General features: G+C 71.4%; 20 protein-coding genes and 1 pseudogene. 7 read left to right on the forward strand and 14 right to left on the reverse strand.

Going from position 1 to position 24,947, the window contains the following annotated elements; translation table 11 throughout:
- Positions 1-338: pseudogene (locus BM430_RS31420) on the forward strand (IS630 family transposase); the annotation flags it as partial.
- A gap of 180 nt (positions 339-518) precedes the next feature.
- Here BM430_RS31420 and BM430_RS31425 read toward each other — a convergent pair.
- From BM430_RS31425 to BM430_RS31460, 8 genes are all read right to left on the reverse strand, one after another.
- Positions 519-2,603 (reverse strand): methyl-accepting chemotaxis protein, encoded by a 2,085-nt coding sequence (locus tag BM430_RS31425; protein WP_244539754.1) that lies wholly within the window; start codon positions 2,601-2,603, stop codon positions 519-521.
- A gap of 759 nt (positions 2,604-3,362) precedes the next feature.
- Complete coding sequence (gene nadC / locus BM430_RS31430) at positions 3,363-4,226, reverse strand: carboxylating nicotinate-nucleotide diphosphorylase (protein WP_093571132.1); 864 nt, start codon at positions 4,224-4,226, stop codon at positions 3,363-3,365.
- On the reverse strand, positions 4,223-5,740 hold the full coding sequence (locus tag BM430_RS31435) for an L-aspartate oxidase (protein WP_093571133.1): 1,518 nt from the start codon (positions 5,738-5,740) through the stop codon (positions 4,223-4,225). Before BM430_RS31435 ends, nadC begins: the two co-directional genes overlap by 4 nt.
- Positions 5,737-6,738, reverse strand: coding sequence for a quinolinate synthase NadA (gene nadA / locus BM430_RS31440; RefSeq protein ID WP_093571134.1), 1,002 nt, complete (start codon positions 6,736-6,738; stop codon positions 5,737-5,739). The genes BM430_RS31435 and nadA overlap by 4 nt, the downstream gene beginning before the upstream one ends.
- Positions 6,739-6,869: 131 nt before the next feature.
- A complete protein-coding gene (locus BM430_RS31445) occupies positions 6,870-7,844 on the reverse strand; it encodes an NUDIX hydrolase (protein WP_093571135.1) in 975 nt (324 codons plus the stop codon).
- A gap of 209 nt (positions 7,845-8,053) precedes the next feature.
- Positions 8,054-9,424: an ATP-binding protein gene (locus BM430_RS31450; RefSeq protein WP_093571136.1), complete on the reverse strand. Its 1,371-nt coding sequence runs from the start codon at positions 9,422-9,424 to the stop codon at positions 8,054-8,056.
- An 84-nt stretch (positions 9,425-9,508) separates the two neighbouring features.
- The gene (locus tag BM430_RS31455) at positions 9,509-10,240 is read right to left on the reverse strand and encodes a response regulator (protein ID WP_093571137.1); all 732 of its coding nucleotides are present in this window, start codon (positions 10,238-10,240) and stop codon (positions 9,509-9,511) included.
- A complete protein-coding gene (locus BM430_RS31460; RefSeq protein WP_244539758.1) occupies positions 10,237-10,731 on the reverse strand; it encodes a MarR family winged helix-turn-helix transcriptional regulator in 495 nt (164 codons plus the stop codon). Before BM430_RS31460 ends, BM430_RS31455 begins: the two co-directional genes overlap by 4 nt.
- Positions 10,732-11,056: 325 nt before the next feature.
- Between BM430_RS31460 and BM430_RS31465 the strand changes: the two genes are divergently transcribed.
- The 3 genes from BM430_RS31465 (at position 11,057) to BM430_RS31475 (ending at position 12,886) form a co-directional block, all read left to right on the forward strand.
- Positions 11,057-11,944: a branched-chain amino acid aminotransferase gene (locus tag BM430_RS31465; RefSeq protein WP_093571138.1), complete on the forward strand. Its 888-nt coding sequence runs from the start codon at positions 11,057-11,059 to the stop codon at positions 11,942-11,944.
- Between the two features lie 206 nt (positions 11,945-12,150).
- Entirely contained in the window at positions 12,151-12,426 is a 276-nt protein-coding gene (locus BM430_RS31470; RefSeq protein ID WP_093571139.1) for a DUF3072 domain-containing protein, read from the forward strand.
- A gap of 265 nt (positions 12,427-12,691) precedes the next feature.
- Positions 12,692-12,886, forward strand: a complete 195-nt coding sequence (locus BM430_RS31475) for a Flp family type IVb pilin (protein WP_244539755.1) — start codon at positions 12,692-12,694, stop codon at positions 12,884-12,886.
- Positions 12,887-12,905: 19 nt separating this feature from the next.
- Here the strand turns inward: BM430_RS31475 and BM430_RS31480 are convergent, their stop codons facing one another.
- Entirely contained in the window at positions 12,906-13,778 is an 873-nt protein-coding gene (locus BM430_RS31480) for a LysR substrate-binding domain-containing protein (protein WP_093571141.1), read from the reverse strand.
- 169 nt (positions 13,779-13,947) lie between these two features.
- Here BM430_RS31480 and BM430_RS31485 point away from each other — a divergent pair, with 169 nt between their 5' ends.
- Complete coding sequence (locus BM430_RS31485) at positions 13,948-14,280, forward strand: DUF1127 domain-containing protein (protein WP_093571142.1); 333 nt, start codon at positions 13,948-13,950, stop codon at positions 14,278-14,280.
- Between the two features lie 371 nt (positions 14,281-14,651).
- Here BM430_RS31485 and BM430_RS31490 read toward each other — a convergent pair whose 3' ends face one another.
- Positions 14,652-15,869: a cytochrome P450 gene (locus BM430_RS31490; RefSeq protein ID WP_093571143.1), complete on the reverse strand. Its 1,218-nt coding sequence runs from the start codon at positions 15,867-15,869 to the stop codon at positions 14,652-14,654.
- Between the two features lie 195 nt (positions 15,870-16,064).
- On the opposite strand from BM430_RS31490, the gene BM430_RS31495 reads away from it, so the two are divergent.
- Positions 16,065-17,282 carry a CoA transferase gene (locus BM430_RS31495; protein WP_093571144.1) on the forward strand — a complete coding sequence of 406 codons (1,218 nt, stop codon included), beginning with the start codon at positions 16,065-16,067 and terminating at the stop codon, positions 17,280-17,282.
- 76 nt (positions 17,283-17,358) lie between these two features.
- On the opposite strand, the gene BM430_RS31500 is transcribed toward BM430_RS31495, so the two are convergent.
- From BM430_RS31500 to BM430_RS31515, 4 genes are all read right to left on the reverse strand, one after another.
- A complete protein-coding gene (locus tag BM430_RS31500) occupies positions 17,359-19,509 on the reverse strand; it encodes a TonB-dependent receptor family protein (protein WP_093571145.1) in 2,151 nt (716 codons plus the stop codon).
- 40 nt (positions 19,510-19,549) lie between these two features.
- Entirely contained in the window at positions 19,550-19,915 is a 366-nt protein-coding gene (locus tag BM430_RS31505) for a DUF2946 family protein (protein ID WP_244539756.1), read from the reverse strand.
- A 440-nt stretch (positions 19,916-20,355) separates the two neighbouring features.
- Positions 20,356-21,780 carry an MATE family efflux transporter gene (locus tag BM430_RS31510; protein ID WP_093571147.1) on the reverse strand — a complete coding sequence of 475 codons (1,425 nt, stop codon included), beginning with the start codon at positions 21,778-21,780 and terminating at the stop codon, positions 20,356-20,358.
- Entirely contained in the window at positions 21,773-23,632 is a 1,860-nt protein-coding gene (locus BM430_RS31515) for a monovalent cation:proton antiporter-2 (CPA2) family protein (protein ID WP_093571148.1), read from the reverse strand. Before BM430_RS31515 ends, BM430_RS31510 begins: the two co-directional genes overlap by 8 nt.
- A 216-nt stretch (positions 23,633-23,848) precedes the next feature.
- On the opposite strand from BM430_RS31515, the gene ispH reads away from it, so the two are divergent.
- Positions 23,849-24,850 carry a 4-hydroxy-3-methylbut-2-enyl diphosphate reductase gene (ispH, locus tag BM430_RS31520; RefSeq protein WP_093571149.1) on the forward strand — a complete coding sequence of 334 codons (1,002 nt, stop codon included), beginning with the start codon at positions 23,849-23,851 and terminating at the stop codon, positions 24,848-24,850.
- Positions 24,851-24,947: the final 97 nt, after the last annotated feature.

The following is a 24,947-nucleotide window of genomic DNA, read 5'->3' on the forward strand; positions in this document are numbered from 1 at the left end:
CGACGCACAAGACCAAGTTGATCCGCGATTGGTTGGCCAGGCGCCCGCACTATCACGTGCACTTCACCCCCACCTCCGCCTCGTGGATCAACCAGGTCGAACGATGGTTCGGTCTGCTGACGGAGCGAGCGATCCGGCGTGGGGTTCATTGCTCCGTCGATGAGCTTGAACGCGACATCCGCGCCTTCATCGAGGCCACGAACGCTGATCCCAAGCCGTTCCGGTGGGTGAAGTCGGCCGACGCCATCCTGGCCAGCGTCAAACGCTTCTGCCTCAGAACACTCGAAGCTGCGCCAGAGCCAACGCCTTTGCCACGAACTTCAGATGCAGGACACTAGCGCAACCTGTCAAACAGGCTCTGAAGCACCTGAGTGTCTGGTTCCGGGCTCCGCTGCGCGGCCCCGGAATGACATGCAGGATGTCAACTCCGTGGGCTCTAATCAAACAGGCTCATGACAGACCGCTTGGCCGTATCCGCACCCGCCACCGTCGTGTCCCGGCGCCGCGGCGTCGGTTCCTCAGGCCGCCCGCACCGTGTCGAGGAAGCGGTGCACTTCGGCGCCCAGATGCGTCGCTTCCTGCTGCAGCTCCGAAGCCGAGGCGAGGACGCGGTCCGCGGCCGCCCCGGTCTGCTCCGCGGCTCCGGCGACGCCGGCGATGTTCGTCGTCACCTCGCCGGTGCCGCCGGCGGCCTGGTTCACGTTGCGGACGATTTCCTGGGTCGCCGCGCCCTGCTGCTCCACGGCGCCGGCCAGGGCGACCGTCACCGCGTCAATCTCCTCGATCCGTCCGGTGATCGCCGCGATGGCCGACACCGCCTGGTCGGTGGATCCCCGGATCCGGCCGATCTGCTCGGTGATCTCCTGGGTGGCCCGCGCCGTCTGGCTGGCCAGTTCCTTGACCTCGGCGGCGACCACCGAGAAACCGCGGCCGGCCTCGCCGGCCCGGGCCGCCTCGATCGTGGCGTTCAGCGCCAGCAGGTTGGTCTGGCCGGCGATGCCGGCGATCATCGCCACCACGTCGCCGATGCGCGCGGTGGTGGCGCTCAGGTCGTTGACCAGGGCGGTGGTCCGCTCCGCCTCGCCCACCGCGACCCGCGCCAGGCCGGCCGCGCCCTGGACCTGCCGGCCGATCTCGACCACCGAGGCGCCGAGCTCCTCGGCCGCCGCCGCCACGGTGCCGACATTGGCCGCCGCCTGATCGGCCGCCGTCGCGACGGTGAAGGACTGGCTCGCCGTCGCGCTGGCGGCGCCGGACATGGTCTGGGCCGTCGCGCGCAGCTCCGTCGCCGCATGCGCGACCAGGCCGACGATCCCGCCGATCGCGGCCTCGAAATCGTCGGCCACCCGGTGCATCGTGGCGCGCCGCTGCGTCTCCGCGTCGGCGCGGGCCGCGGCGGTCTCCGCCTCGAGGGCCCGGCTGCGGATGAGGTTCTGGCGAAACACCTCGACGCCCCGGGCGACGGCGCCGATCTCGTCGCGGCGGCCGAGATCCGGAACCGTCACCGCGGCGTCGCCGGCCGCCAGACGGTTGATCACCCCGGTCATCCGGTCCAGGGGCCGGGTGACGCCCCGCACGATCACGCCCGCGCCGAGCCCGGTCAGCAGGACGATCCCCGCCATCAGGACGGCGTTGAAGGCCAGGGCCCGCTTCGCCTCCGTCTCGGCCGCCTCGGCCTCCCCGGCGAGCTGCGTCACCGCCCGCGAGGGGATGGCGAGCAGCGCGTCGAGGGCCGGCACGACCGCCAGGGTGAAGTCCTCGTTGGTGAGCTTCGTCTCGTAGCGGCCGGTCACCGCCGCCATCAGGGGGCCGACCATCTCGCCGTAGCGGCCGCTGAAATACGTCGTCCTGGCCTTCGCCACGGCGGCGGCGAGGCCCGCGCCGTCCGGCAGCTGGCGCACCGCCTGCTCCACCTGCTGGAACACCGCCTCCACCTGGCCGCGCCGGACGAGGATGGTGGTCGCCTCCTGCTCCGTGAGGGGACGCTGGTAGGCCAGGGCCCGGGTGAGCGCGCTGGCGGCGTCGCCGGCCATCCCGCGGGCGACCCAGCCCTTGCGCCGGATCTCGATCAGGTCGGCCAGCCGGTGATCGCCGGTGCGGATCGGCTGCTCGATGGCGTCCGCGAGGGTGTCCATCGTCGCGAGCATCGCCGGGACATGGGCGGAGAGGTCCGCGAGGAGCTTGGGATCGCGCTCTCCCTTGGGCCGCGTCACCTGGCGATCCACCTCGCCGCGCAGCGCGCGGAGCCCGGCATAGGCCGAGGCCGTCGCCTCGCCGAGGCCGGCCCGCTCGGGGCCGAGCTGGCCGAGGCGGTCGAGCGCCTGGGCGATCCCGCGATCGACCTCGCCGCGTCGCATCGCGAGCCGGGCTGCCGCCGCGGCCGCGGCCTCCCCATCGAGCTTCAGCACCCCGACCTCGTAGCTCAGCTCGTAGCGCAGCGAACCCATGGCGTTGAGCAGGAGCTCGTCGATCTTCGCCAGTCGGGCGACCTGCTCCGACGTCGTCCAGACCTGGCGCGAGCGCAGCAGGTCGCGCCCGAACATGCCGAGCGTGAGACACGAGAACACCACGATGATGGTGATCAACTTGGATTTGAGCGACACGATTCGTGTTTCCGGCGGGTTGGAGCGGCAGGGAATTCGGAAGAGGAGACCAGCGATCCCGAGACGATGGGAAAGCTGTCTCAAGATTTTGACGATAGGTCAGGATAGTAAAATATCATCGACGGGCATTAATAAAATCGGCCGGGCTCGGTCGCGGGTCGGCCGCGGACGCTCGGCGTGTAGCGGTTAAGTGCCTCTTGCCGAATTCCATCTGCGCCTATGCGGCCACGGCGTGCGAGGCCGGCGATCGGGATTCGCATGAGGGGCACTGGTGCTCGCAGGATCGCGCGGGGCCCCCCAGGCGATGGTGCGGGGTGCGCGCCGTCGGGGCCGGAGGCGTTGTTCGGCGAAGTGGACAGCCGGTTCCTCGAAGGGATGCGGAAGAATCAAAGCAATGGCGCGTCGTCGGAGCTTGTTTGATTGAGAGAACCTCACTCGCTCCGTCCATCGTCATTCCGGGTTCCCGGCAAGCCCCGCCCCGGGATGACGAGGAGAGTTGTCGATGTTTGTGCAAGATCGACGAGGGCGCCAATCGAACAGGCTCTGATGCATCAGCGTGGTTCAACGCTGTCGGGCAAGTCGAACAGACACGCAGGAGGAGCCCGTGGGTGAGGGGAGGACGCATCGAGCCGTCGCGCAGACCTCGACCGCTGCACCGTCCGCCCGGCTCCGCCGCGCGGACCCGGGCCGACGGAAGGGGGCCTGTGCGGGCGCCGCGGGCCGGACCGGCCCTGGGCGTCCCGGGTCACGCAACCGCCGTCACGCCACATCGAGCCCCAGATCGACGATCGGCGCGCTGTGGGTGATCCAGCCGGCCGAGATCAGGTCCACCCCCGTCGCCGCGACCGCGCCGACGGTCTCGCGGGTGATGCGGCCCGAGGCCTCGCTCACCGCCCGGCCGTCGATCATCGCCACGGCCTGCCGCAGGGTCTCAGGCGCCATGTTGTCGAGGAGCACCGCGTCGGCGCCGACCGCCAGGGCCTCCTCCAGCTGGGCCAGGGTGTCGACCTCGACCTCGATCTTCACCAGGTGCCCGACGCCCGCCCGGGCGCGCCGCACCGCCGGGCCGACGCCGCCGGCCACCGCCACGTGGTTGTCCTTGATCAGCACCGCGTCGTCGAGGCCGAAGCGGTGGTTGGCGCCGCCCCCGGCCCGCACCGCGTGCTTCTCGAGCGCCCGCAGGCCCGGCGTGGTCTTGCGGGTGCAGACGATGCGGGCCTTGCCGCGCGGCCGGGCGGCCTCGACCAGCGCGGCGGTCGCCGTGGCGACGCCCGACAGGCGGCAGAGCAGGTTGAGGGCGACGCGCTCGGCCGAGAGGATCGCCCGCGCCGGGCCGTCGAGGGCGATCACCGTGTCGCCCGGGGCGATCGGGCTGCCGTCCGGCCGCAGGACCCGGACGCTCACCGCCGGATCGAGGAGCCCGAAGGCGAGGGCGGCGGCGTCCGTGCCCGCCACCGTGCCGGCCTGGCGCGAGACGATGGCGCCGGAGAAGCGGGCGGTCGCCGGCACGATGCTGTCGGTGGTGAGGTCGCCGGCCCGGCCGAGATCCTCGAGGAGGGCGGCCCGCACGACCGGCTCGACCAGCAGGCGCGGCAGGGAAGGGGAGAGGAGGGGATTGGTCATCGGATGGCCTCCAGGGGGGACGGCAGGGGATCGCCGAGGGTCTTGGCGACGGCGAAGGCTTGGCTCAGGGTGATCTCGGTCGAGCGGGGCGCGCGCTGCCCCGGATGGTCGGCCCGCCAATGGGCGCCGCGGCTCTCCTCCCGGCCAAGCGCCGCGGCGGCCACGAGCAGCCCCGCCGTCGCCGCCGCCGAGCCGTCGCGTGCCAGGGCGGCGAGGCGCACGACCGCGGACGTGAGGCCGGCAGCCTCGCGCACCAGCCCGACATGCGCCTCCATCACGGCGCGGATTTCCGGCAGCGCCTCCGGGCCGGAGGTCTCCTCCGGGGTGTGGCCGGGGCCGGCGGCGCAGCCCTCCGTGTTCCGGATGTCCGCCGCGATCGTCGCTGCGAAGGCCATCGCCTCGAGGAGCGAGTTGCTGGCGAGGCGGTTGGCCCCGTGCAGGCCGGTCGCGGCGACCTCGCCGCAGGCCCACAGGCCGGGCAGCGAGCTGCGCCCGCGCCCATCCACCCGGATCCCGCCCATGTGGTAGTGGGCGGCCGGCCGCACCGGGATCGGTGTCACCGCCGGATCGAGTCCGGCGGCGCGGCAGAACGCGGCGACGGTCGGGAAGCGGAGTGCGACGTCGAGGCGGCGGGCGTCGAGGAACACCGCCTCGCCGCGCCCGGTCCGCAGCGCGATGGCCCGGGCGACCACGTCGCGGGGCGCGAGTTCCGCCCCGCTGATGCCGGCCATCACCCGGTTCCCGCCCGCATCGACCAGCACCGCGCCCTCGCCGCGCAGGGCCTCGGTGGCGAGCGGCAGGGGGCCGTCGGTCGCCAGCGCGATCGCCGTCGGGTGGAACTGCACGAACTCGACGTCGCGGAGCACCGCGCCCGCCCGCGCCGCCAGGGCGAGGCCGGAGCCGGTCGCACCCGCCGGGTTGGTGGTCGAGCGGTAGAGCCCGCCGAGGCCGCCGGTCGCCAGCACCACGGCCCGCGCCGGCATGGCGACCTTGCCCCGCCCAGTCCGGGCGACGAGGCCGGTCACCCGGCCCGCGCCGTCCTGCATGAGCGCGCTCGCCCGCCCGACCGTCACCGTCACCGACGGGCAGGCCGAGACCGCCCGGGCGAGGGTGCGCAGAACCGCCGCGCCGGTGGCGTCGCCCCCGGCCTTCACGATCCGGCGCCGGCCATGGGCCGCCTCCAGGCCGAGGGCGAGCGTGCCGTCGGGCCCGCGGTCGAAGGCGAGGCCGAGCCCGCAGAGCCACGCCACCAGGCCGGGGCCGGCCTCGGCGACGCGCCGCGCCACCTCCGGATCGCTCAAGGACGCGCCGGCACCGAGGGTGTCGGCGGCGTGGAGCGCCGGATCGTCATCCGCCCCGATCGCCGCCGCGATGCCGCCTTGCGCCCAGGCGGTCGCGGTCTCCTCGCCGAGCGGCGCGGCGCTGAGCAGCGTGACGGGAAGCGGCGCGAGCCGCAGGGCCGTGGCGAGGCCGGCGATTCCGGCCCCGATCACGACGACGTGGTCGGCACTCATGCCCGCACCGCCAGCATGCGCTCGACCGCGCGGCGGGCCGGGACGATCAGGTCGTCCGGCACCGTGACCTCGTGGGTCAGGGTCTCCAGGCTGCGCCGGATCTTCTCCAGGCTGATCCGCTTCATATGCGGGCAGAGGTTGCACGGCTTGACGAACGCGACGTCCGGATTGCGCAAGGCCAGGTTGTCGGCCATCGCGCATTCGGTGATCATCACCACCTGCGCCGGCCGGCGCGTCTCGACGTAAGCTTGCATCGCCGCGGTCGAGCCGGAGAAATCGGCCTCCGCCACCACGGCGGGCGGACATTCGGGGTGGGCGAGCACCGTCACGCCCGGATAGGCCTCCCGCGCCTCGCGGATGTCGGCGGCGGTGAAGCGCTCGTGCACCTCGCAATGGCCGGCCCAGGTCAGGACCTCGATCCCCGGCAGCTCGGCCTGGACGTTCTGGGCCAGGTACTCGTCGGGGATCATCAGCACCCGCGGGACGCCGAGGGACTCGACCACGGCCTTCGCGTTGCCGGAGGTGCAGCAGAGATCGGACTCGGCCTTCACGGCGGCGGAGGTGTTGACGTAGGTGACCACCGGCACGCCGGGATAGCGTTGGCGCAAGGCCCGTACGTCGGCGGCGGTGATCGAATCGGCGAGCGAGCAGCCGGCCGCGGGATCGGGGATCAGCACGGTCTTGCCCGGGTTCAGGATCTTGGCGGTCTCGGCCATGAAGTGCACGCCCGCGAGCACGATCACGTCGGCATCGGTGCGGGCCGCCTCGCGGGCGAGCGCCAGGCTGTCGCCGACGATGTCCGCCACGGTGTGGAAGATCTCCGGCGCCTGGTAATTGTGCGCCAACACCACGGCGTTGCGCTCCCGCTTGAGTGACCGGATCGCCGCCACGTCCGCGGCGAGCGCCGGCCACTCGATCGCCGGCACATGGTGGCGCACCCGCGCGTAGAGGTCCGCCTGGGACGGGGTCCCGGCCCGGTCGAGGGGTGCCGCATCCATTCTCGCCTCCCGATTTATGCTCAAAATGAGTATTTACCCGGCTAGGCTAGTCCCCGGATTCCGGTCTGTCCATATATGTTGGATCTGAGCATAAGTGCGGCATGACGACGCGGACAGCCCGCGCTCCTCCGTCACCCCATCCGGCTCGACGGCAGCCGCAGGCCCGGGGCAGGTCGTTCGAGCAGCACCTCGCGGCGGAAGCGCATCAGCCGGGCGGGTCGGCCGCCGGTCTCGGCGGTGACCGCCTCCGTTTCCTCGACGAGGCCCTGCTGGGCGACGAGGCGGCGGAAGTTCTGCTTGTGCAGGAGGGTGCCCGACAGGGCCTCGACCACGCGCTGGAGCTGGCCCAGGGTGAAGGCCGGCGGCATCAGCTCGAACACGACGGGCCGGTACTTGATCTTGCCGCGCAGGCGCGAGAGGGCGGTGGCGAGCATGCGGCGGTGGTCGAGGGCCATGGGCTGGCCGGTCAGGCCGCGGATGTCCTCTCCCTCGGCGCCCGCTTCCGGCACCAGGCCGGCCTCGAACAGGAGCTCGTAGCGCTCCAGCACCCGCTCCTCGTTCCAGCCGCTCCCCGCCGCCCCGAAGGTCAGGCCGATCCGGTCGCTCCGGCGCCGGCGCTCCTCGGGATCGGGAGCGGCCTCGGCCCAGGCGTCGAGCCGGTCACCGATCGCGTCGAGGGCGGCGGGCCGGCCCGCGCGCCGGTCCTCGTAGGGGAAGTAGCGGTACCAGCTCTGCCAGGCGGAATCCGCGGCGGGCCGGGCCTCCCGCACCAGGGCGAGGTAGGCGACCGAGAGGGCGTGCTGCCCACCCTCTCCCGCGGCCCCAGGCCCCTCGTCCGGCCGCCGGCGGTTGCGGTCGCCGAAGGTGTAGAGCTGCTCGACATAGCCGAGGCTCTGGCCGGTCTGGCGCTCGACCCAGGCCCGCAAGCCCCGCTCCAGGGTGGGATGCGCCGGCTCCAGGGGGCCGGCCGGCAGGCCCTCGCCCCGGCCCTCGGGCTGGCCCGCCACCGGCACGGTGAGGACGCGCGGGTCGTCGAGCGTCGCCGCCAGAATGACGGCCGCCAGGCCGACCTGAGGGGCCGGTGCCGTCCGTTCCGCCTCGTTCATCGTCCCGCTCCCCCGATCCGGCGGGGGCTTACCATGGCGGTTCACGGTTGCAGACGGGGTGTTCGCGCGTTTTCCGACGAAGTGGATGCCGGTTCGTCGAATAAAATGCGATAAAACAAAGACTTAGAGAGCTTCGCGATGGCAGCGCGATCGTGAAGTGCTCTAGCGTTCCGCACGTGGATTCCCGTCAGGCGAGGGTCGGCTCGCCGTCAGGCCGGCACCCGCACCGTCGCCCTGAGGCCCCCCAGCGGCGAATCGTGCAACGCCACGTCGCCGCCATGCGCACGGGCGATGTCGAGGGCGATGGCGAGGCCGAGGCCCGATCCGCCGGCATCCTGGCGGGCGTCGTCGAGGCGCACGAAGGGCTTGAACACCTCCTCACGCAGCTCGGGCGGGATGCCCGGGCCGTCGTCGTCGATCGAGACCGCGAGCCAGCGCGCCTCCTGGCGGGCGGTGATCGCGATCGTGTCGCCGTAGCGGGCGGCGTTGGAGGCGAGGTTGAACAGGCAGCGCCGGAACGCGTCGGGCCTCACCGTCACGGTCGACTGGCCCTCCAGCGTCACCTCGGAGACGTGGCCGCCCAGACGCTCCACGTCGGTGCGCACGTCCTCGAGCAGCGCCCGCAAGTCGATGGCCGCGGCCGGCTCGCCGGAATCGCTCTTCGCGAAGGCGAGGTAGGCCTCGAGCATCCGGCTCATCTCGTCGACGTCGCGCTGCAGGTCGTCGATCTCGGGCGTCTGCGGCAGCAGCACCAGGGAGAGCCGGAAGCGCGTGATGATGGTGCGCAGGTCGTGGCTCACCCCGTTGAGCATCGTGGTGCGCTGCTCCATCGCCCGCTCGATGCGCCGCTTCATCTCGATGAAGGCGTGGCCGGCCTTGCGCACCTCGCGGGCGCCGCGGGGGCGGAAATCGAGCTCGCGGCCCTTGCCGAAGCTCTCCGCCACGTCGGCGAGGCGCAGGATCGGCCGGATCTGGTTGCGCAGGAACAGGATCGCGACGCCGAGCAGCACCATCGAGGAGCCGCCCATCCAGAGCAGGAAGATGTGCGAGTTCGAGGCGTAGGCCTGGCTGCGCCGGGCGATCACCCGCATCACCCCGCCGGGGATCTCGACCCGGATCTCGATCAGGCTGGAGCGGCCGACCGTGTCGATCCAGAACGGCCGGGCGATCTGGCGGCGCAGCTCGTCGGACAGGGCCTCGTCGAGGAGCGAGAAGAACGGCCGCGGGCCCGGCGCCGGCAGGGCGGCGCCCTCCAGGATGTCGACGTCGAGGTTCAGCCGCTCGCTGGCGATCCGCTCCAGGGTCTCGGAGCCCTTGTCCTGGGGATAGCTCTCGTAGATGTCGATCAGCGCCGCGACGTCGGCGGTGACGGCGGCCGAGAGGCGCCGCGTCACCAGCTGCCAGTGCCGCTCCATGAAGGTGTAGGCGATCACCGATTGCAGCAGCACCATCGGGGCGATGATGATGATGAGCGAGCGGGCGTAGAGCCCCTTCGGCAGCCGGTCGCCGATCACGCGGCCGAGCCGGCGCCAGGCCCGCCGGGGCGTCGGCAGCGTCCCGGCGAGGGTGGGGCCGGGCATCGGCCTGAGCAGGTTTCGCAAAAGTGGCCTCCGGTTTTGCGATAAAAACCTGCGGCAAAGAAATCTGAGCCGACGCAGGTCGGCTCAGTCCAGGACCAGGCGGTAGCCGACGCCGCGCACGGTCTGCACGTAGCGGGGGTTCGCCGGGTCGTCCTCGATGCGCCGGCGCAGGCGGTTCATCTGCACGTCGACGGTGCGCTCGTTGGCGGCGCCGTTGGTGCCGGTCAGCGCCTCGCGCTCGACGTTGCCGCCGCGGGCGAGCGCCAGGATGGTCAGGATCTCGCGCTCGCGCTCGGAGAGGCGGATCGCCTCCTCGTCGCGGGTCAGCTCGCCGCGCTCGATCCGGAACTGGAACGGCCCGAACCGCACCGCGTCGAGGGGGGCAGCCGTGCCGTCGGCCGGCCCCCGGGCGCTGCGGCGCAGGATGTTGTTGAGGCGCAGGATCAGTTCCCGCGGCTCGAACGGCTTCGGCAGGTAATCGTCGGCGCCGATCTCGAGCCCGGTGACCCGATCGTTCGGGTTCGAGCGGGCGGTGAGCATCAGGATCGGCACCTGCGAGGTGAGGCGGATCTGGCGGGCATAGTCGAAGCCGGTCTCGCCCGGCATCATCACGTCGAGCACCACCGCGTCGAAGACGAGGCTGCGGCCCCGCGCCCGCGCCTCGGCGGCGCTGGCGGCCGCGGTCACCCGGTAGCCGTTCTCGCCGAGGAAGCGGGCGAGCAGGTCGCGCAGGCGGCGGTCGTCGTCGACCACCAGGATGTGGGGGGCGTGGTCGGGCAACTCGGCCCGGACGCTGAGGGCGGGGCCGGCGCTCACGAGCGGGCCTCGCCCTCGGCCGCGACCGTCTCGGGCGAGGCTTCGCCGCCGGCGATGAGCCGGCGCACCGCCGCGCGCTCCTCCGGCTCGATCATCGCGAGCAGGAACCGGCTCGCCGGCTCGCGCAAGGACGGGCCGGCCTCTTCCAGCGCCCGGCGGACCCGCCGGCCCTGGACGCCGGCGAGGCGATGGGCGAGCTGCCGGCCCTGCGGCGTGCAGGTGAGGAGGCGGTGGCGGCGGTCGCTCGTGCCCGTCCGCTGCGCGATGTAGCCCTGCTCGATCAATTCCTTCAGCACCCGGTTCAGGCTCTGCTTGGTGATCCGCAGGATATCCAGGAGTTCGGCGATGGTGAGGCCGGGATGGCGGTCGACGAAGTGCAGCACCCGGTGGTGGGCGCGGCCGAAGCCGTACTCGGCGAGGATCCGGTCGGGATCGGCGACGAAGTCGCGATAGGCGAAGAACAGCAGCTCGATCAGGTCGTAGGCCGGCACCTCGCCGCCTTCAGCAAGGTCTTGCCCGGAAAGGTCTTGCGCGGGCTTGTCCGGGGAGTAGCCTACCTCCGGCAGGTCCTCGTTGGCGGCGTCCGGGATGGGGGCCGGACGGGTCCGGGCGGCCTGGGTCACGGGTCGCACCTCTTCGCGGAAGCGGGGCTTCGCGGGCCCTCGTCATTTATGTCAGTCTTGTTGACATATCTCAGCCCCATTGATACCCGTCAACCCCGCCGGCGAAACGAACGTACGCCCCGCGCCCCGCTCAAGCACGAACGTTGCGCGAGAACCAGCCAGGCGGAAACGAACGCATACGAGGATCATCGTCATGTCCGTCATTCCCTTCGACCAGCGTGAAGGCCACATCTGGGTCGACGGCCGCATGGTGCCGTGGGCGGACGCGAAGATTCACGTACTCAGCCACGGCCTGCACTACGGCTCCAGCGTGTTCGAGGGCGAGCGCGCCTATGGCGGCGAGATCTTCAAGTGCACCGAGCATTCGCAGCGCCTGCGCCGCTCGGCCGAGCTCCTCGACTTCGAGGTCCCGTACTCGGTGGCCGAGATCGACGCCGCCAAGCGGCTGGTGCTGAAGGAGAGCGGCCTCCAGGACGCCTATCTCCGCCCGGTCGCCTGGCGCGGCTCGGAGATGATGGGCGTGTCGGCGCAGCACAACACCATCCACCTCGCCATCGCGGCGTGGGAATGGCCGAGCTACTTCGACCCGGCGACCAAGATGAAGGGCATCCGGCTCGACCTCGCCGATTACCGCCGGCCCGACCCGCGCACCGCGCCGTCGGCCTCGAAGGCGGCGGGCCTCTACATGATCTGCACGATCTCCAAGCACCGGGCCGAGAACAAGGGCTACGCCGACGCCCTGATGCTCGACTGGGAGGACAACGTCGCCGAGTGCACCGGCGCCAACGTGTTCTTCATCCAGGACGGGGTGATCCACACCCCGACCGCCGACCGCTTCCTCAACGGCATCACCCGCCAGACCGTGATCGATCTGGCGAAGCGCCGCGGCTACGAGGTGGTCGAGCGGCGCATCCGCCCCGAGGAGATGGCGGGCTTCACCGAGTGCTTCATCACCGGCTCGGCCGCCGAGGTCACCCCGGTCTCGGAGATCGCCCAGTACCGCTTCACCCCGGCGGCGATGACCAAGACCCTGATGGACGACTACTCCGCCGAGGTGCAGCCGCGGGCCAAAGCCGCCTGAACGAAGGCGGCCTGAACGGGCGCCCGAGCCTCCATGGCGTGAACGAGAAGGCCCCGGGCGGGAGACCGCCCGGGGCCTTCTCGTCTCCCGGTCCCGGTTCGCGGGTTTTGCGGGGACAAGCCGCGCCTGCGGCGCTCGGACCGGGAACGCGGACCGGGGCTTCCCCGTTGTCTGGCTGGAACATTCAGAGAACACGGGCAGCCCTCATGACCGCCAAGACCAAGCAAGCCGAGACCAAGCAGGCCGAGACCGAGCACCGCGAGACCGAGCACCCGAAGCAGGACCCGAAGGACACCTCGAACCGCATCAAGGATCCGAAGGACTGGACCACCGGCTCCGAACCGATGACCGGGGCGCAGGCCTCCTACCTCAAGACCCTGGCCGAGCAGGCGAAGGATGAGGATGCCTACGATCCCGACCTCGACAAGGCCGAGGCCTCGCAGCGCATCGACGCCCTGCGCAAGGAGACCGGCAAGGCCTGAGGCGGCCCGCGTCCCGCCGCGCGGGATGCGATGCCCTTCGAGGATGCAGGCGAGGCGCCGCTTCCCTTTCGCGATGGGAGCGGCGCTTCTTTTGCGTCAGACTGCTCCGCGGCCTCGAAGACCTAAATGACCTTGCGTCAGTCACGGCTCGGATCGGAAGGCCTGCCCGGCGATGGAGATCGCGGCGTCGGATTAGCTCCCCGGATTAACCCTCGGTGAGGGGGTCTCGCCTATGGTCCGACGCGGCGGACCGGGAGAACTCGACGTGCGTGGCAGATCGCGGGTGACGGAGGCGCTTCGCCGCTTCCGGCGTGAGCAATCCGGCGCGACGGCGATCGAGTACGCGCTCATCGCGGCCTTGATCGTCCTCGCGCTGATGGGTGCGCTCTCCGTCTACGGCAACACGGCCGGCGGCCTCTACAGCAACCTGAGCAACAGCGTCGTCACCGCTCTGCGCTGAGGACCGGATCCTCCGCCCGTCACTCCGCCGCCAGCCCGAGATTGTCCAGGCATTGCCGGATCTGCCCGGCCAGGATGTCGGCCAGCGGGTTGGGCTCGCCGGAGCGGTGACGCATCAGCCCGATACGGCAGGCCGGGAGGGCGGCGAAGCCCTCCTGCGGCCCGAGCACCCGCATGCCGGGGCGCAGCGCGCTCTCGGGCAGGACCGAGACGGCGAGCCCCGCCAGCACCGCGGCCCCGACCGCGGTCGAGTTCCAGCTGACGAACAGGATCCGGCTCTGCCGGCCCCCGCGCTCCAGCGCCTCGATCGCGGCCCGGCGCCAGTTGCAGGCCGGCCGCCCGAGGGCGAGGGGCACCGGCTGCTCGGCATGGACGGCGTGGCGGCTCGACGTGACCCAGAGCAGCGCCTCGGTACGGATCGTCTCGATGGGCCGCCGGCCCTTGGCTTCTGTCACGATGGCGAGGTCGATGTCGCCGGCGGCGATCCGCTCGGCCAGCATGTCGGTGGGCTCGCAGATCACCGTGACCTCGGCCCGCGGATGGGTGCGGGCGAAGCGCCCGAGGATCTCCGGCAGGTAGCGGTCGACGTAGTCGTCCGGCAGGCCGAGCCGCACCCGGCCGGCGAGGTCGCCCTCGTCGAAGGTCGCCAGGCACTCGGTCTGCAGGCGCACGATGCGCCGGGCGTAGTCGAGCAGGCGCTCGCCGTCGTCGGTCAGCCGCACGCCGCGGCCGGCCTTGGCGAAGATCTCGCGCCCGACCCGCTCCTCGAGCCGCTTCATCTGCATCGAGACGGCCGACTGGGTCTTGTTCACCGCCTCCGCCGCGCGGGTGAACGAGCCGCTCTCGGCGATCGCCACCAGGGTCCGGAGCTGGTCGATGTCGAGGGGATGCACCGGGCCGCTCCGTCGTCGAGTCCTGCATCAATCCGCGTGATGTGACACATCTCAATCATTCGCTCAACGCATCGACCGAGCTGGACTATGACGGTGGGGCGGATGAGCACGGCCGGCCCGGACGAGGTCGATGACGAGGTATGCCGAAACGCTCCCGCCGGAGACCACGATGACGATCAGTTTCGCCCCCCTCTTCGGTGTCCTCTCGCTGGCGCTCGTCGCCGGTCGCAAGGCCGCGCAGATCGTGGCCCGGATCGTCACCCTGTGGCTCCACCGCCGCGCCGCCTACCGCCTTGCCGAGCTCGACGACCGGGCGCTGAAAGACATCGGCCTCACCCGCAACGACGTGGTGGGCGTGCTCGACCTGCCGTTCGCGCAGGATCCGACCGTGCCCCTGGTGCATCGACGCCGCGCGCAGCGCCAGCCCCCGCCGCCGGCCGTGACCGTGCGGCTCGCCGCCCGGGACGGGCGCGCGGTGGAGGGGCGGGCGCGGGAGGCGTGAGGCGCCTCTTCTGACCAGATGACCTTGAGAAATGGGGCGCGGGATTCCTCTTCCTCCGCGAAGAGATTGGATCCTGTGCCCGTTTCGGTGGACTCTAGGAGAGTTGACACCCTCGATGTCATCCCGGGGGCGCGAAAGCGGAACCCGGGATCCATAGCCGCCGAGGTCGCCGGACAAGGCGGGTGATGTTCCGCTTCATCCTGAACCGTTAGCGGTTATGGATCCCGGGTTCCGCTACGCGGCCCCGGGATGACACCGAGGATGGCAGGACTGTCGCGTGAATCGAGCGATCCTCGACGGTGCGGCCTCACCCATAACGCTCGCTCGCAGGATGTCGGCGCGCCGCGCGCCAACTTATTCTATTCCCCTCCCTACACCGCCCACGCCACCGGCAGCTCCTCGACGCGGCGGATCGCGGCCGAGCCGCGCACGGTCAGCGGCCGCTCCAGGCGCAGATCGGGCAGCCTCGTCAGCGCCCGCAAACCCTCCTCCAGCTCGATCCGGGCCAGGGCCTCGCCGAGGCAGCGGTGCACCCCGCCGCCGAAGACCACGTGCCAGCGCGGATGGTCGGTCCGGCGGATGTCGAAGACGTCCGGCTCGGCGTAGAGGGACGGGTCGCGCATCGCCGACAGGGTCGAGAGCGAGAGCAGCGCGCCGGCGGGCAGCACCGCGCCCTCGAGCGGGATCTCGGCCAGGGCGAAGCGCGGGAACGAGCCGACCGCCGGCTCGAAGCGCAACGCTTCGGCCACCGCGCCCGGGATCAGCGCCTCGTCGCGGCACACCGCCTCCCACTGGTCCGGATGCCCGAGCAGCAGCCCGGCCTGGATCGCCAGCGCCGCGCGGGTGGTGTCGCTGCCCGCCACGATCAGGGAGACGATCTGCATGCGCGCCTCCGCGGCGGCGTCCGGATCGTCCTCGGCGATCGACGGCAGCAGGGCGGAGATCAGGTCGTCCCGCGGGGCGCGGCGGCGCTCCGCCACCAGGTCCTCGACGTAAGCGATGAGCCGTCGCGCCGCCTCGTCGGCCTCGGGGTAATCCTGCGGCCCCCAGGCCGAGGTGAGGGCGCGGGACATCGCGTAGACCCACGCCGTGAAGGCCGGCACGTCGCCTTCGGGGAGGCCCAGGATCGTCGCGATCGCGTGGGCGGGGAGGGGGGCGGCGTAGTCGGCGAGCAGGTTCATCCGGCCGCGCGGGCGATGCTCGTCCACCAATTCCTCAGCGAGGGTGCGGATGCGCGGGCGCAGGGCCGCCACGACCTGGAAGGCGAAGGTGTGGGCGATCGGCGCGCGGCGGCGCCGGTGGACCTCGCCGTTCGACAGGAGCACCGTCTGCCGGAAGAACTCGTAGAGCGGCCCCGCCGTGATGCCGCGCGCCCGGGCGAATTCCGTCTCCACCTGCCGCGTGCGCGGATCGGTGACGAGGGCCTGGACGTCCCGCGCCCGCAGCAGCATGACCACGCCGTCGTCGGTCCGGATGCAGGGCGCCGCCGCGCGGTGGCGCGCGAGCACGGCGTGGGGATCGGCCTCCAGCTCGGCCCGCGGGACGACCGCGAGAGCCGCCGGGGTGGCAGCGTGCGTGGATCCGGCCATCGTCGCCCTCCTGCGTTCGATTCGGTCGATATCATGAACCGGACCGGGCCGGATGGTAGTCCGCACGTCGTGAGGATCTCGCGCGCGATCGGGCGAACAATCCCGGCCTTTACCGCAGCGTCCACTGCCGTAAGCTCGGGCGGCAAAAGTCTTCAAAAAAAATCGCTCGGGGTGGCACCACGCGGGGAGGACGGCATGGTCAAGATCTTGGCGGGTCTGCGCATCGTCGAGGGGTCGGCCTTCGTCGCCGCACCGCTCGCCGGCATGACGCTGGCGCAGATGGGCGCGGACGTGATCCGGTTCGACCGCATCCGCGGCGGGCTCGACCACGCGCGCTGGCCGGTGACCGACCAGGGCCGCAGCCTGTTCTGGGCCGGGCTCAACAAGGGCAAGCGCAGCCTCGCGGTCGACATGGCGACCCCCCGCGGCCAGGAGGTGGTGACCCGCCTGATCTGCCAGCCCGGCGAGGGCAACGGCATCTTCCTCACCAACCTGCGCGTGCGCGGCTGGATGGACTACGAGTCGCTCCGCAAGCACCGCGAGGACCTGATCATGATGTCGGTCACCGGCGACCGCCACGGCGGGCCGCAGGTGGACTACACGGTCAACCCGGCGGTGGGTTTTCCCAGCGCCACCGGGCCGGAGGGCTCGGCCGAGCCGGTCGGCCACGTGCTGCCGGCCTGGGACTGCATCACCGGCCAGCAGGCCGCCCTCGGCATCCTGGCGGCCGAGCGCCACCGCCGCCTCACCGGCCGCGGCCAGGTGGTCGAGCTCGCGCTCAAGGACATGGCGCTCGCCATGCTGGGCAATCTCGGCATCATCGGCGAGGTGACGGTGAACGGCACCGACCGGCCCAAGGTCGGCAACGCCCTCTACGGCGCCTACGCCCAGGATTTCACCTGCCGCGACGGCGAGCGGGTGATCGTGGTGGCGCTGACCCAGCGCCAGTGGGACAACCTCCAGGCCGCGACCGGCACGAAGCCCGAGATGGACGCTCTCGCCGCCGAACTCGGCGCCGACCTGGCGCGCGAGGGCGAGCGCTACGCCCACCGCCACGCCATCACGGCTGTGCTGGCCCCCTTCTTCGCCAGCCGTCGGCTCGACGAGTTCGCGGGCGACTTCCAGGCCCGCAGCGTCACCTGGTCCCGCTACCGCTCCTTCCGCCAGGTCGTCGAGGAGGATCCGGACTGCTCGACCGACAACCCGATGTTCTCCCGCCTGGAGCATCCGGGGATCGGGTCGTACCTGACGCCCGGCAACCCGATCGTGTTCTCGGACGTGGAGCGGGTGCCGCCGACCCGGGCGCCGAGCTTAGGCGAGAACACCGACGAGATCCTGGCCGAGATCGGCTACAGCGACGGGGAGGTGGCGCGGTTGCACGACGCCGGGGTGGTGGCGGGGCCGCGGCCGTGACGGCAGCGATCCCGGTCGGGGCGGACGGTCCGTCCGCCTGCCGGCAAGTCGGCCGGCAGGCGCGAGGGGTGTACGCTCAGAACGCCGCGCGCAGTCCGGCAAAGACGCTGCGGCCAGTGCCGGGATAGAACGCGGCCAGAGCCGCGGCACCGCCGGCGGTGGCCGCAGCATTGGTCACCACGGAGATGTCCGAGACGTAGCGCGCATCCGTGAGGTTGCGGGCATCGACGAAGAGCGACACGCCGTTCCTGAAGTCGATGCCGGTCTGGAGGTTGACCAGCGCGTAGCCCGGGACGCGCAGCCTGTTGGCGTGGTCGGCGAAGGCGCCGCGCGGCACCCAGTCCAGCGAGGGGGAGAGGTAGAAGCCGCTCGGATGGGCGTAGCCGAGCACGGTGCGCAGCACGTCGTCCGGAATCCCGGCGATCCGGTTGTTGCCGAACACCGGATCGCGCACGAAGCGGAAGTCGTTGTGGGTCCAGATCTGCGTCAGGCTCAGCGTGTCGCCGACGCCGGTGAGGTCCCGTACCACTTCGAGGGTGACGGCGGCCTCGACGCCCTGGTGGATCGTGCGGGGCGCATTGAAGGTCGCGGCCGGGATGTTGAGGCCCGGATTGATCGAGAAGTTGATCAGCTCGTCGCGCAGCTGCGAGCGGTAGACCGTGACGTCCCACGCCAACCGGTCGATGCGGCCGCGCGTGCCGGCCTCGACGGTCCAGGCGCGCTGGGCCTCCAGCGGCACGAACGTGGTCCGCAGTGCGTTCGTCTGTGCGAGATCGCTGAAGTCCGGCACGTCGCGCGAGCGGGTGACGTCGCCGAATACCTGGATGTCGGGCAGCGGCTGCCACAGCAGGCCGAGCTTCGGGTTGACCCCCTCGTAGGTGACGTTGCCGAACTGCACGGTCGGATTGGCGGAGAATCCGCCCTTGTTGCTGTAGGTCCGGTTCGAGGAGAACAGCTTGGCGCCGGTCATCAGGGCCAGGTCGGGCAGGAACCAGAACCGGTTCTCGCCATAGGCCTCGTAGTTCGAGGCGCTCTGGAGCGCGTTGAGGGTCTGGGCCCCGCGCTGGCCGGCGACGTTCTGGAACTGCAAAGCCGAGTTCTGCCCGGCGAAGGCGCGCAGGCCGAGGATCGTGTCGGTGCGGTAGCCGCCGACATCGATCGTGCCGGCCCAGCGCGGTGCGATGCCGTAGGTCCAGCCGTCCTGGTCGATGGCCTGGAAGATCGGATGGTAGAGCGACTTGTGGATCGCCCAGCTGTCGATGTCGAGCTTGCCGACATCGAGCAGGAACGAGGTCCGGTTGGCGATGCGCTGGGTCTCGACCTGCCGGGACTGGTTGCCGCTGATCGCGGTCGCGTTCGCCCGGCGGGGATTGGCGAGGGCGTCGGACAGGGTCAGGGTGCCGGGCAGCTTCTGGTCGGTGACGTAGGAGCCGAGATAGAACCGTGTCTCGACCCCGGGCGCGAGCTGGTAGCCGAGATTGGCATTGATGTTCTGCGTGCGCTGCGCCTCGTGCGCGCGGTAGCCGTCCGAGTTGGTGACCGTGCCGCTGATCAGGAAGTCGGCAGGACCCGAGATCCGGGAAAACTGGAAACTCTCGCGGATCGTGTTGAAGCTCCCGCCGTCGATCCGCAGGATATTCGGGGCAAGGGCCGTGTGGGCCGTCGGCGTGACGAAATTGACCGCGCCGCCGAGGGTCGTGGCCCCGAATGTCAGGGCATTGCCGCCCTTGTAGACCTCGATGGAGCGCAGGGCGAGGGGATCGATTTGGTAGAAGTCGCCGCTGCCGTCGGCGAGGTTGAGCGGGATGCCGTCCTGCAGCAGCTCGATGCCGCGCAGATGGAAGCCGCGGGCGACGCCGGAGCCGCGGATCGACAGCCGCAGCTCCTGGCCATAGCGCTCCTGCACGAAGATTCCGGGCGTGTCCTTGAGGACGTCCCGCAACGTGTTGGCGTAGCGGTTCTGAAAGTCGGCGGCGTCGATGAAGGCCACGGAGCCGACGGTCGCGTTCACGGCGGCACGCTGCCGGGCGACGCTCGGCACGGTGACGGACCCGGCGGTCTCGCCGGCGCGGGGGGCGGTGCCGGGACTCGGCGGGGCGGCACCCGCGACCGTGATCTCGTCGAGCGGGATGGTGCTCGATTCCGGCGTCTGCGCGACGGCCGGCACGGCGGCGAGCAGCGTGAAGAGCAGGGCGGCACCGGGCACGACCTGCGGAATATGGGACATGGCTGACATCCATCGTCTGACTGAGCGGAGAGGCGATCGGTCAGACGATGGGGGGCGCTCTCGCGCCGGCACGGATCCCGGGCGGCGCGCGGGGATGGGCGGCGACCTCCGGGCGCCACGACACGCCCGTCGCCCTGCGGACCGGCCAGATGACGGCAGCCGATTCCAGGACGGGAGCGGTCAGGGCGTTGAGGCTTTGCGCCGCCGTGCAGCAGGCCGGATGGTGATGGGCCGGGGGCGTTCCGGCTGGATCGCCGGGCGACGAATCGGCGTCCGGAGCGCACAGAACATGGAGAAGGCTTGGAAGACGAGAGCTTGATGGGACGGTGACCAGCGCGCTCGCGAGAATGGCTTGCAGGGCGAGCGCGTACAAGGCGGTGACGGCGATCACCGCACGAAGGGTCACCCAGCTCGTCCGCCCCGTCTGCATGGAGCTGGTGTACGGCTACGCTTCCCGTGGGGCAAGCCGGTTGCCCGGGTCACCCGCCGTTTTCGCGCCTGTGTGTCTCCGGCATCGATCGGGATCGACGGCGTGGCGAGCCCGGGATCCTCTTCGATCGGCCTGCTGAAATCTTGGAGCCTGTTTGATTGTCTCGACAGCCTTTTTACCCTCCACGTCATTCCGGGGCCGCGAAGCGGAGCCCGGAATCCAGATACTCAAGTTGTACAGAACGAGGCGGATCGGCATCCGCTTCATCCTGTACCATCCGCGGTCCTGGATTCCGGGCTCCGCTGCGCGGCCCCGGAATGACGTGGAGCGTGATAAGCCTGTAGAGGTCGATCAAGTCGGCTCTTGTATATTGTCCGTCATTCCGGATTTTTTACTGAACCGGTCGGGCTCCTCCCCTAGGGTACCGGCTCCGCGACCGGCCGGGCCGCGACGCCGGGATCGGCCTCTGCCTCCCTCCGCTCCAGCACCCCCACCGTCCGGAACGCCAGCGCCAGCCCCACCACCCCGAACAGGGCCGATCCGATCCCCATCCCGGCCATCGCCCCCTCCGGCCCGGCGAGATGCGCGCCGAGCAAGGCTGTCGGCATCGTCCCCAGGGTCGCCCGGCCCCAGTTGAGCGCGCTCGCCGCGAGCGGGAAGCCGAGGTTGTTGAACGAGGCGTTGCCGAGGAACAGCAACCCGTTGAAGAACCAGATTGCCCCGCCGGCGTAGCAGAAGAAGCCGAGGAGGTCGGCGCCCGCGCCCGAGAGCCCGAACAGGGCGGTGAGCGGCGCGCGGGCGACGACGAGTGCGAGCCAGACAGTGCCGACGTAGAACCCGGTCACCAGGGCGGCATCGCGAAGACTCGCGCGCATCCGGTCGAAGCGGCCCGCCCCCCAGTTCTGGCCGAGGATCGGCCCGACCGCGCCGGAGAGCGCGAACAGCCCGCCGAAGGCCACCGGCACCACCCGGTCGACCACCGCGTTGCCGGCCACCGTCGCGGTGCCGAACCCCGCCATGACGTGGGCGAGGAAGGCGCTCGCCACCGGGGGCGCGAGGTTGGTGAGCACGGTCGGCAGCGCGACCCGCAGGATCGGCCCGGCATCATCGAGTACCGCCGCGAGGGTCGGCTTCGCCACCATCCGGTGGACGCGCACCGCGCCCGAATAGCCGACCCACGCGAAGGCGAGGCGGGCGATCACGATCGTGACCGCCGCCCCCTCGATCCCGAGATTCAAGCCGAAGATCAGCAGTGGATCGAGCACCACCGTGACGGCGGCGCCGGCGAGCGTCACGTTCATGCCGCGCCGCGCGTCGCCCACCGCCCGCAGCACGCTGGAGAACCCCATGCCGAGCGCCATCAGGAGGCACGAGGGCAGGGCGATCCACAGGAAGGTCCGGGCCGCGGGCACCGTCTCGGGTGACGCGCCGATCAGCGTCAGGAACGGGGTGAGCAGCGGCAGCATCAGCGCCGTCACCAAGCCCGAGGCGACCACCGCCAGGACCAGGGACGAGGCGGCGAGCCGGCGCGCCTCCCCGACGTCGCCGCGCCCGAGCGCCCGCGAGACGAGCGCGCCGACCGCGATCATCATCCCGATATTGATCGAGACCGCGAAGATCTGGACGATGGTGGCGAAGCCCACCGCCGCCGTCAGCACCGGATCGCCGAGCCGCGCGATGTAGAGCAGCGACAGGAGGTCGACGACGAAGATCGCCATCAGGCCGACCGAGCCGGTCGCCGCCATCACCACCACGTGGCGGAGGGTGGAGCCGGTGACGAAGCGGGCGGTCGGGGCGGCGGGGTCGGCGATATCCTGGTCGGGAGGGCGCACCTCACCCATCGGCGCCGGCCCGCTCGCGGGCGATGATGTCCTCGGTCTCCGGGTTGAGGCCGTGCGAGGCGTGGAGCGGCGCGGTCAGGGGCTCGGGCTTGATCCGCACCAGGCTGCGCAGGGGGTCGCCCCGGTCGAGGGGCTCGCCGGCCTGCTGCAGCACCAGCCGGGCGAGGTCGCGCTTGCGCACGTCGTCGACCGTGCGCGCCGCCTCCTCGGGCGAGAGGCCGAGCGCCTCCAGGGTGGCGCGGCCGAAGGCGAGGGCCGATTCGAAGGTCTCGCGGATCTGGTAGTCGACGTCGCGGCCCATCGCCTCGATCGCCTGGACCCGGTCGAACACCCGCACGTAGGTGCGCGCCGCCGGGAACTCGGCATGGACGAGGTCGACGATCTTGAGGGTCGCCTCCGGGTCGTCGATGCAGATGCACACCACCTCCGCCTTGCCGGCGCCCGACGAGCGCAGCACGTCGAGGCGGGTGCCGTCGCCGTAATAGACCCGGAAGCCGAAGCGGGCGGCGCTGCGGATCTGCTCGACGTCCTTGTCGATCACCGTGACGCTCAGGCCTTGCGCCAGCAGCACCTGGTTGAGGATGTGGCCGAAACGGCCGAAGCCGATCACCAGGACCCGCGCCTCGGCGCCCTCGATCGCCTCGTGCTCGGGCTCGTGCGGGGCGGTGGCGCGCCGCGACAGCACCCCGTCGAGCACCTTGGCGCCGATCGGCCCGATCAGCATCGTGATGGCGGCGAGCGCGATGGCGAGACGCCCGGACGGCCCGTCGACGAGGCCGAGCTCCTGGCCGACCGGCAGCAGCACGAAGGCGAACTCGCCCGCCGGCGCCAGCACGGCGGCGCCGCGCAAGCCGTCGAGCCAGGACGAGCCGAACAGCCGGAAGAGCCCCGCGACCAGCGCGACCTTGATCAGGATCGCCCCCACCGTGGCGGCCGACAGGCCGAGCCAGTTCTGGCCGACGAGGCCGAGGTCGATCGACATGCCGACGCTCATGAAGAACAGGCCGAGCAGCATGCCGCGGAACGGCTCGATGTCGGCCTCGAGCTGGTGGCGGAAATTCGATTCCGCGAGCAGCAGCCCGGCGAGGAACGCCCCCATCGCCATCGACAGCCCGACCTCCTCCATGACGAGGGCGGTGCCGAGCACCACGAGGAGCGCGGCCGCGGTCATCACCTCGCGCGCGCCGCTGGCGGCCAAGAGGCGGAAGAACGGGTTGAGGCCGTAGCGGCCGACCAGCACCACCCCGATCACCGCCGCGACCGCGGTCCCGGCCGATTGCAGGGCGGTGCCGAGCCAGGCCTCGCCGCCTCCGCCGGTGCCGGTCTGGGCGATCAGCGGCAGGAGCGCCAGGATGCCGACGATCGACAGGTCCTGGAACAGCAGCACCGCGAAGGCGCGCTGGCCGTAAGGGGATGCGAGGTCGCGTCTCTCTTCGAGGAGCTGGAGCGCAACCGCCGTCGCCGAGAGGGCGAGCGCGATGCCGATCACCGTCGCGGCGCCGCCCGAGAGGCCCGACAGGTAGCCGAGGCCCCCGAGCGTCAGGGCGCAGAGCCCGAGCTGGAGCGTGCCGAGGCCGAGGATGTCGCGCCGGAGCGAGATCAGCCGCGAGATCTCGAGTTCGAGCCCGACGATGAACAGGAGCAGCACCACCCCGAGCTCCGAGACGCTGCGGGCGGTCTCCGGCTCGGTGATGAGCGACAGGCCCGACGGGCCGATGACGACGCCGGCCACGAGATAGCCGAGCACCGCGCTCTGCCCGAGCAGGCGGAAGATCGGCACGCCGATCACCGCGGCGGACAGGAAGGTCAGGACCGGCGGCAGGAAGCTGGCGTGGTCGGCGGCGGTCGCCATCGCGCGGGATTCTCCCGGGTTCGAGGTCGGCTCAGACCCTCCCTTAACCCGAACGGGGCCGGCGAGCGAACCCGGTTTCGGCCCGCCCGCGGGTTCCCGCGCCGGCCGTCACGCGGCTGCCGCAGGGGAGGTGTCGCGCGCGCGACCTGTTGTTCGCCACGATTGCGTGGCACAAGAGGTTGACAGGGGCCGCCCCGCCTCGCCACATCCCGGATCATGAGCGCCTCCGTGAACCAGACCGACGCCGGTGCCGCCGCGCCCGCGAAGCCGCCCCTCGAGATCCTCCTGTGCGCGCCGCGCGGGTTCTGCGCCGGCGTGGTGCGGGCCATCGACGTGGTCGAGCGGGCCCTCGCCCTCTACGGCCCGCCCGTCTACGTGCGCCACGAGATCGTCCACAACAAGTACGTGGTCGAGAGCCTGAAGCGCAAAGGCGCGGTCTTCGTCGCCGAGCTCGACGAGGTGCCGGACGGCAAGGCCCCGGTGATCTTCTCCGCCCACGGCGTGGCGAAGACCGTGCCGCAGAACGCGGTCGCCCGTGGTCTCACCACGATCGACGCGACCTGCCCGCTGGTGACCAAGGTCCACCGCGAGGCCGAGATCCACCACAAGCGCGGCCGCCACGTGCTGCTGGTCGGCCATTCCGGCCACCCGGAGGTCGTCGGCACCATGGGCCAGCTGCCCAAGGGCTCGATCACCCTGGTCGAGGATGTCGAGCAGATCGAGGCGCTGGAGCCCGCGACCCGCGATAATCTCGCCTGGGTGACCCAGACGACGCTGTCCGTCGACGACACCCACCACATCGTCGAGGCCTTGAAGCGCAAGTTCCCGAAGATCGTCGGCCCCCACAAGGACGACATCTGCTACGCCACCACCAACCGCCAGGAGGCGGTGAAGCAGGTCGCCCCCCTCGTCGACGCGCTGATCGTCGTCGGCTCCTCGAATTCCTCGAACTCGCAGCGCCTGCGCGAGGTCGCCGAGCGCGTCGGCTGCCCGATCACCCGGCTCGTCAACCGCGCCGAGGACCTGGACTGGGAGGCCTTCTCCGACATCCGCCGCCTCGGCCTCACCGCCGGCGCCTCGGCCCCCGAGGTGCTGGTGGAAGAGATCATCGACGCCTTCGCGACCCGCTACGAGGTCACGGTCGACACCGTCTCGACCACGACCGAGGACATGGTCTTCCCGCTGCCGCGCGAGCTGCGCAGCGAGGCGGCGGAGTAGGGCAGGTCCCTTCCACTTCCTGACGTTCGCTGGATGAGGCGCGCTCCCCTCTCCCGTGTGGGAGAGGGGCCGGGGGTGAGGGTGGCTCGGCTTCCGC

The organism is Methylobacterium sp. 174MFSha1.1, assembly GCF_900116815.1.
In the GTDB taxonomy this organism is placed as follows: domain Bacteria; phylum Pseudomonadota; class Alphaproteobacteria; order Rhizobiales; family Beijerinckiaceae; genus Methylobacterium.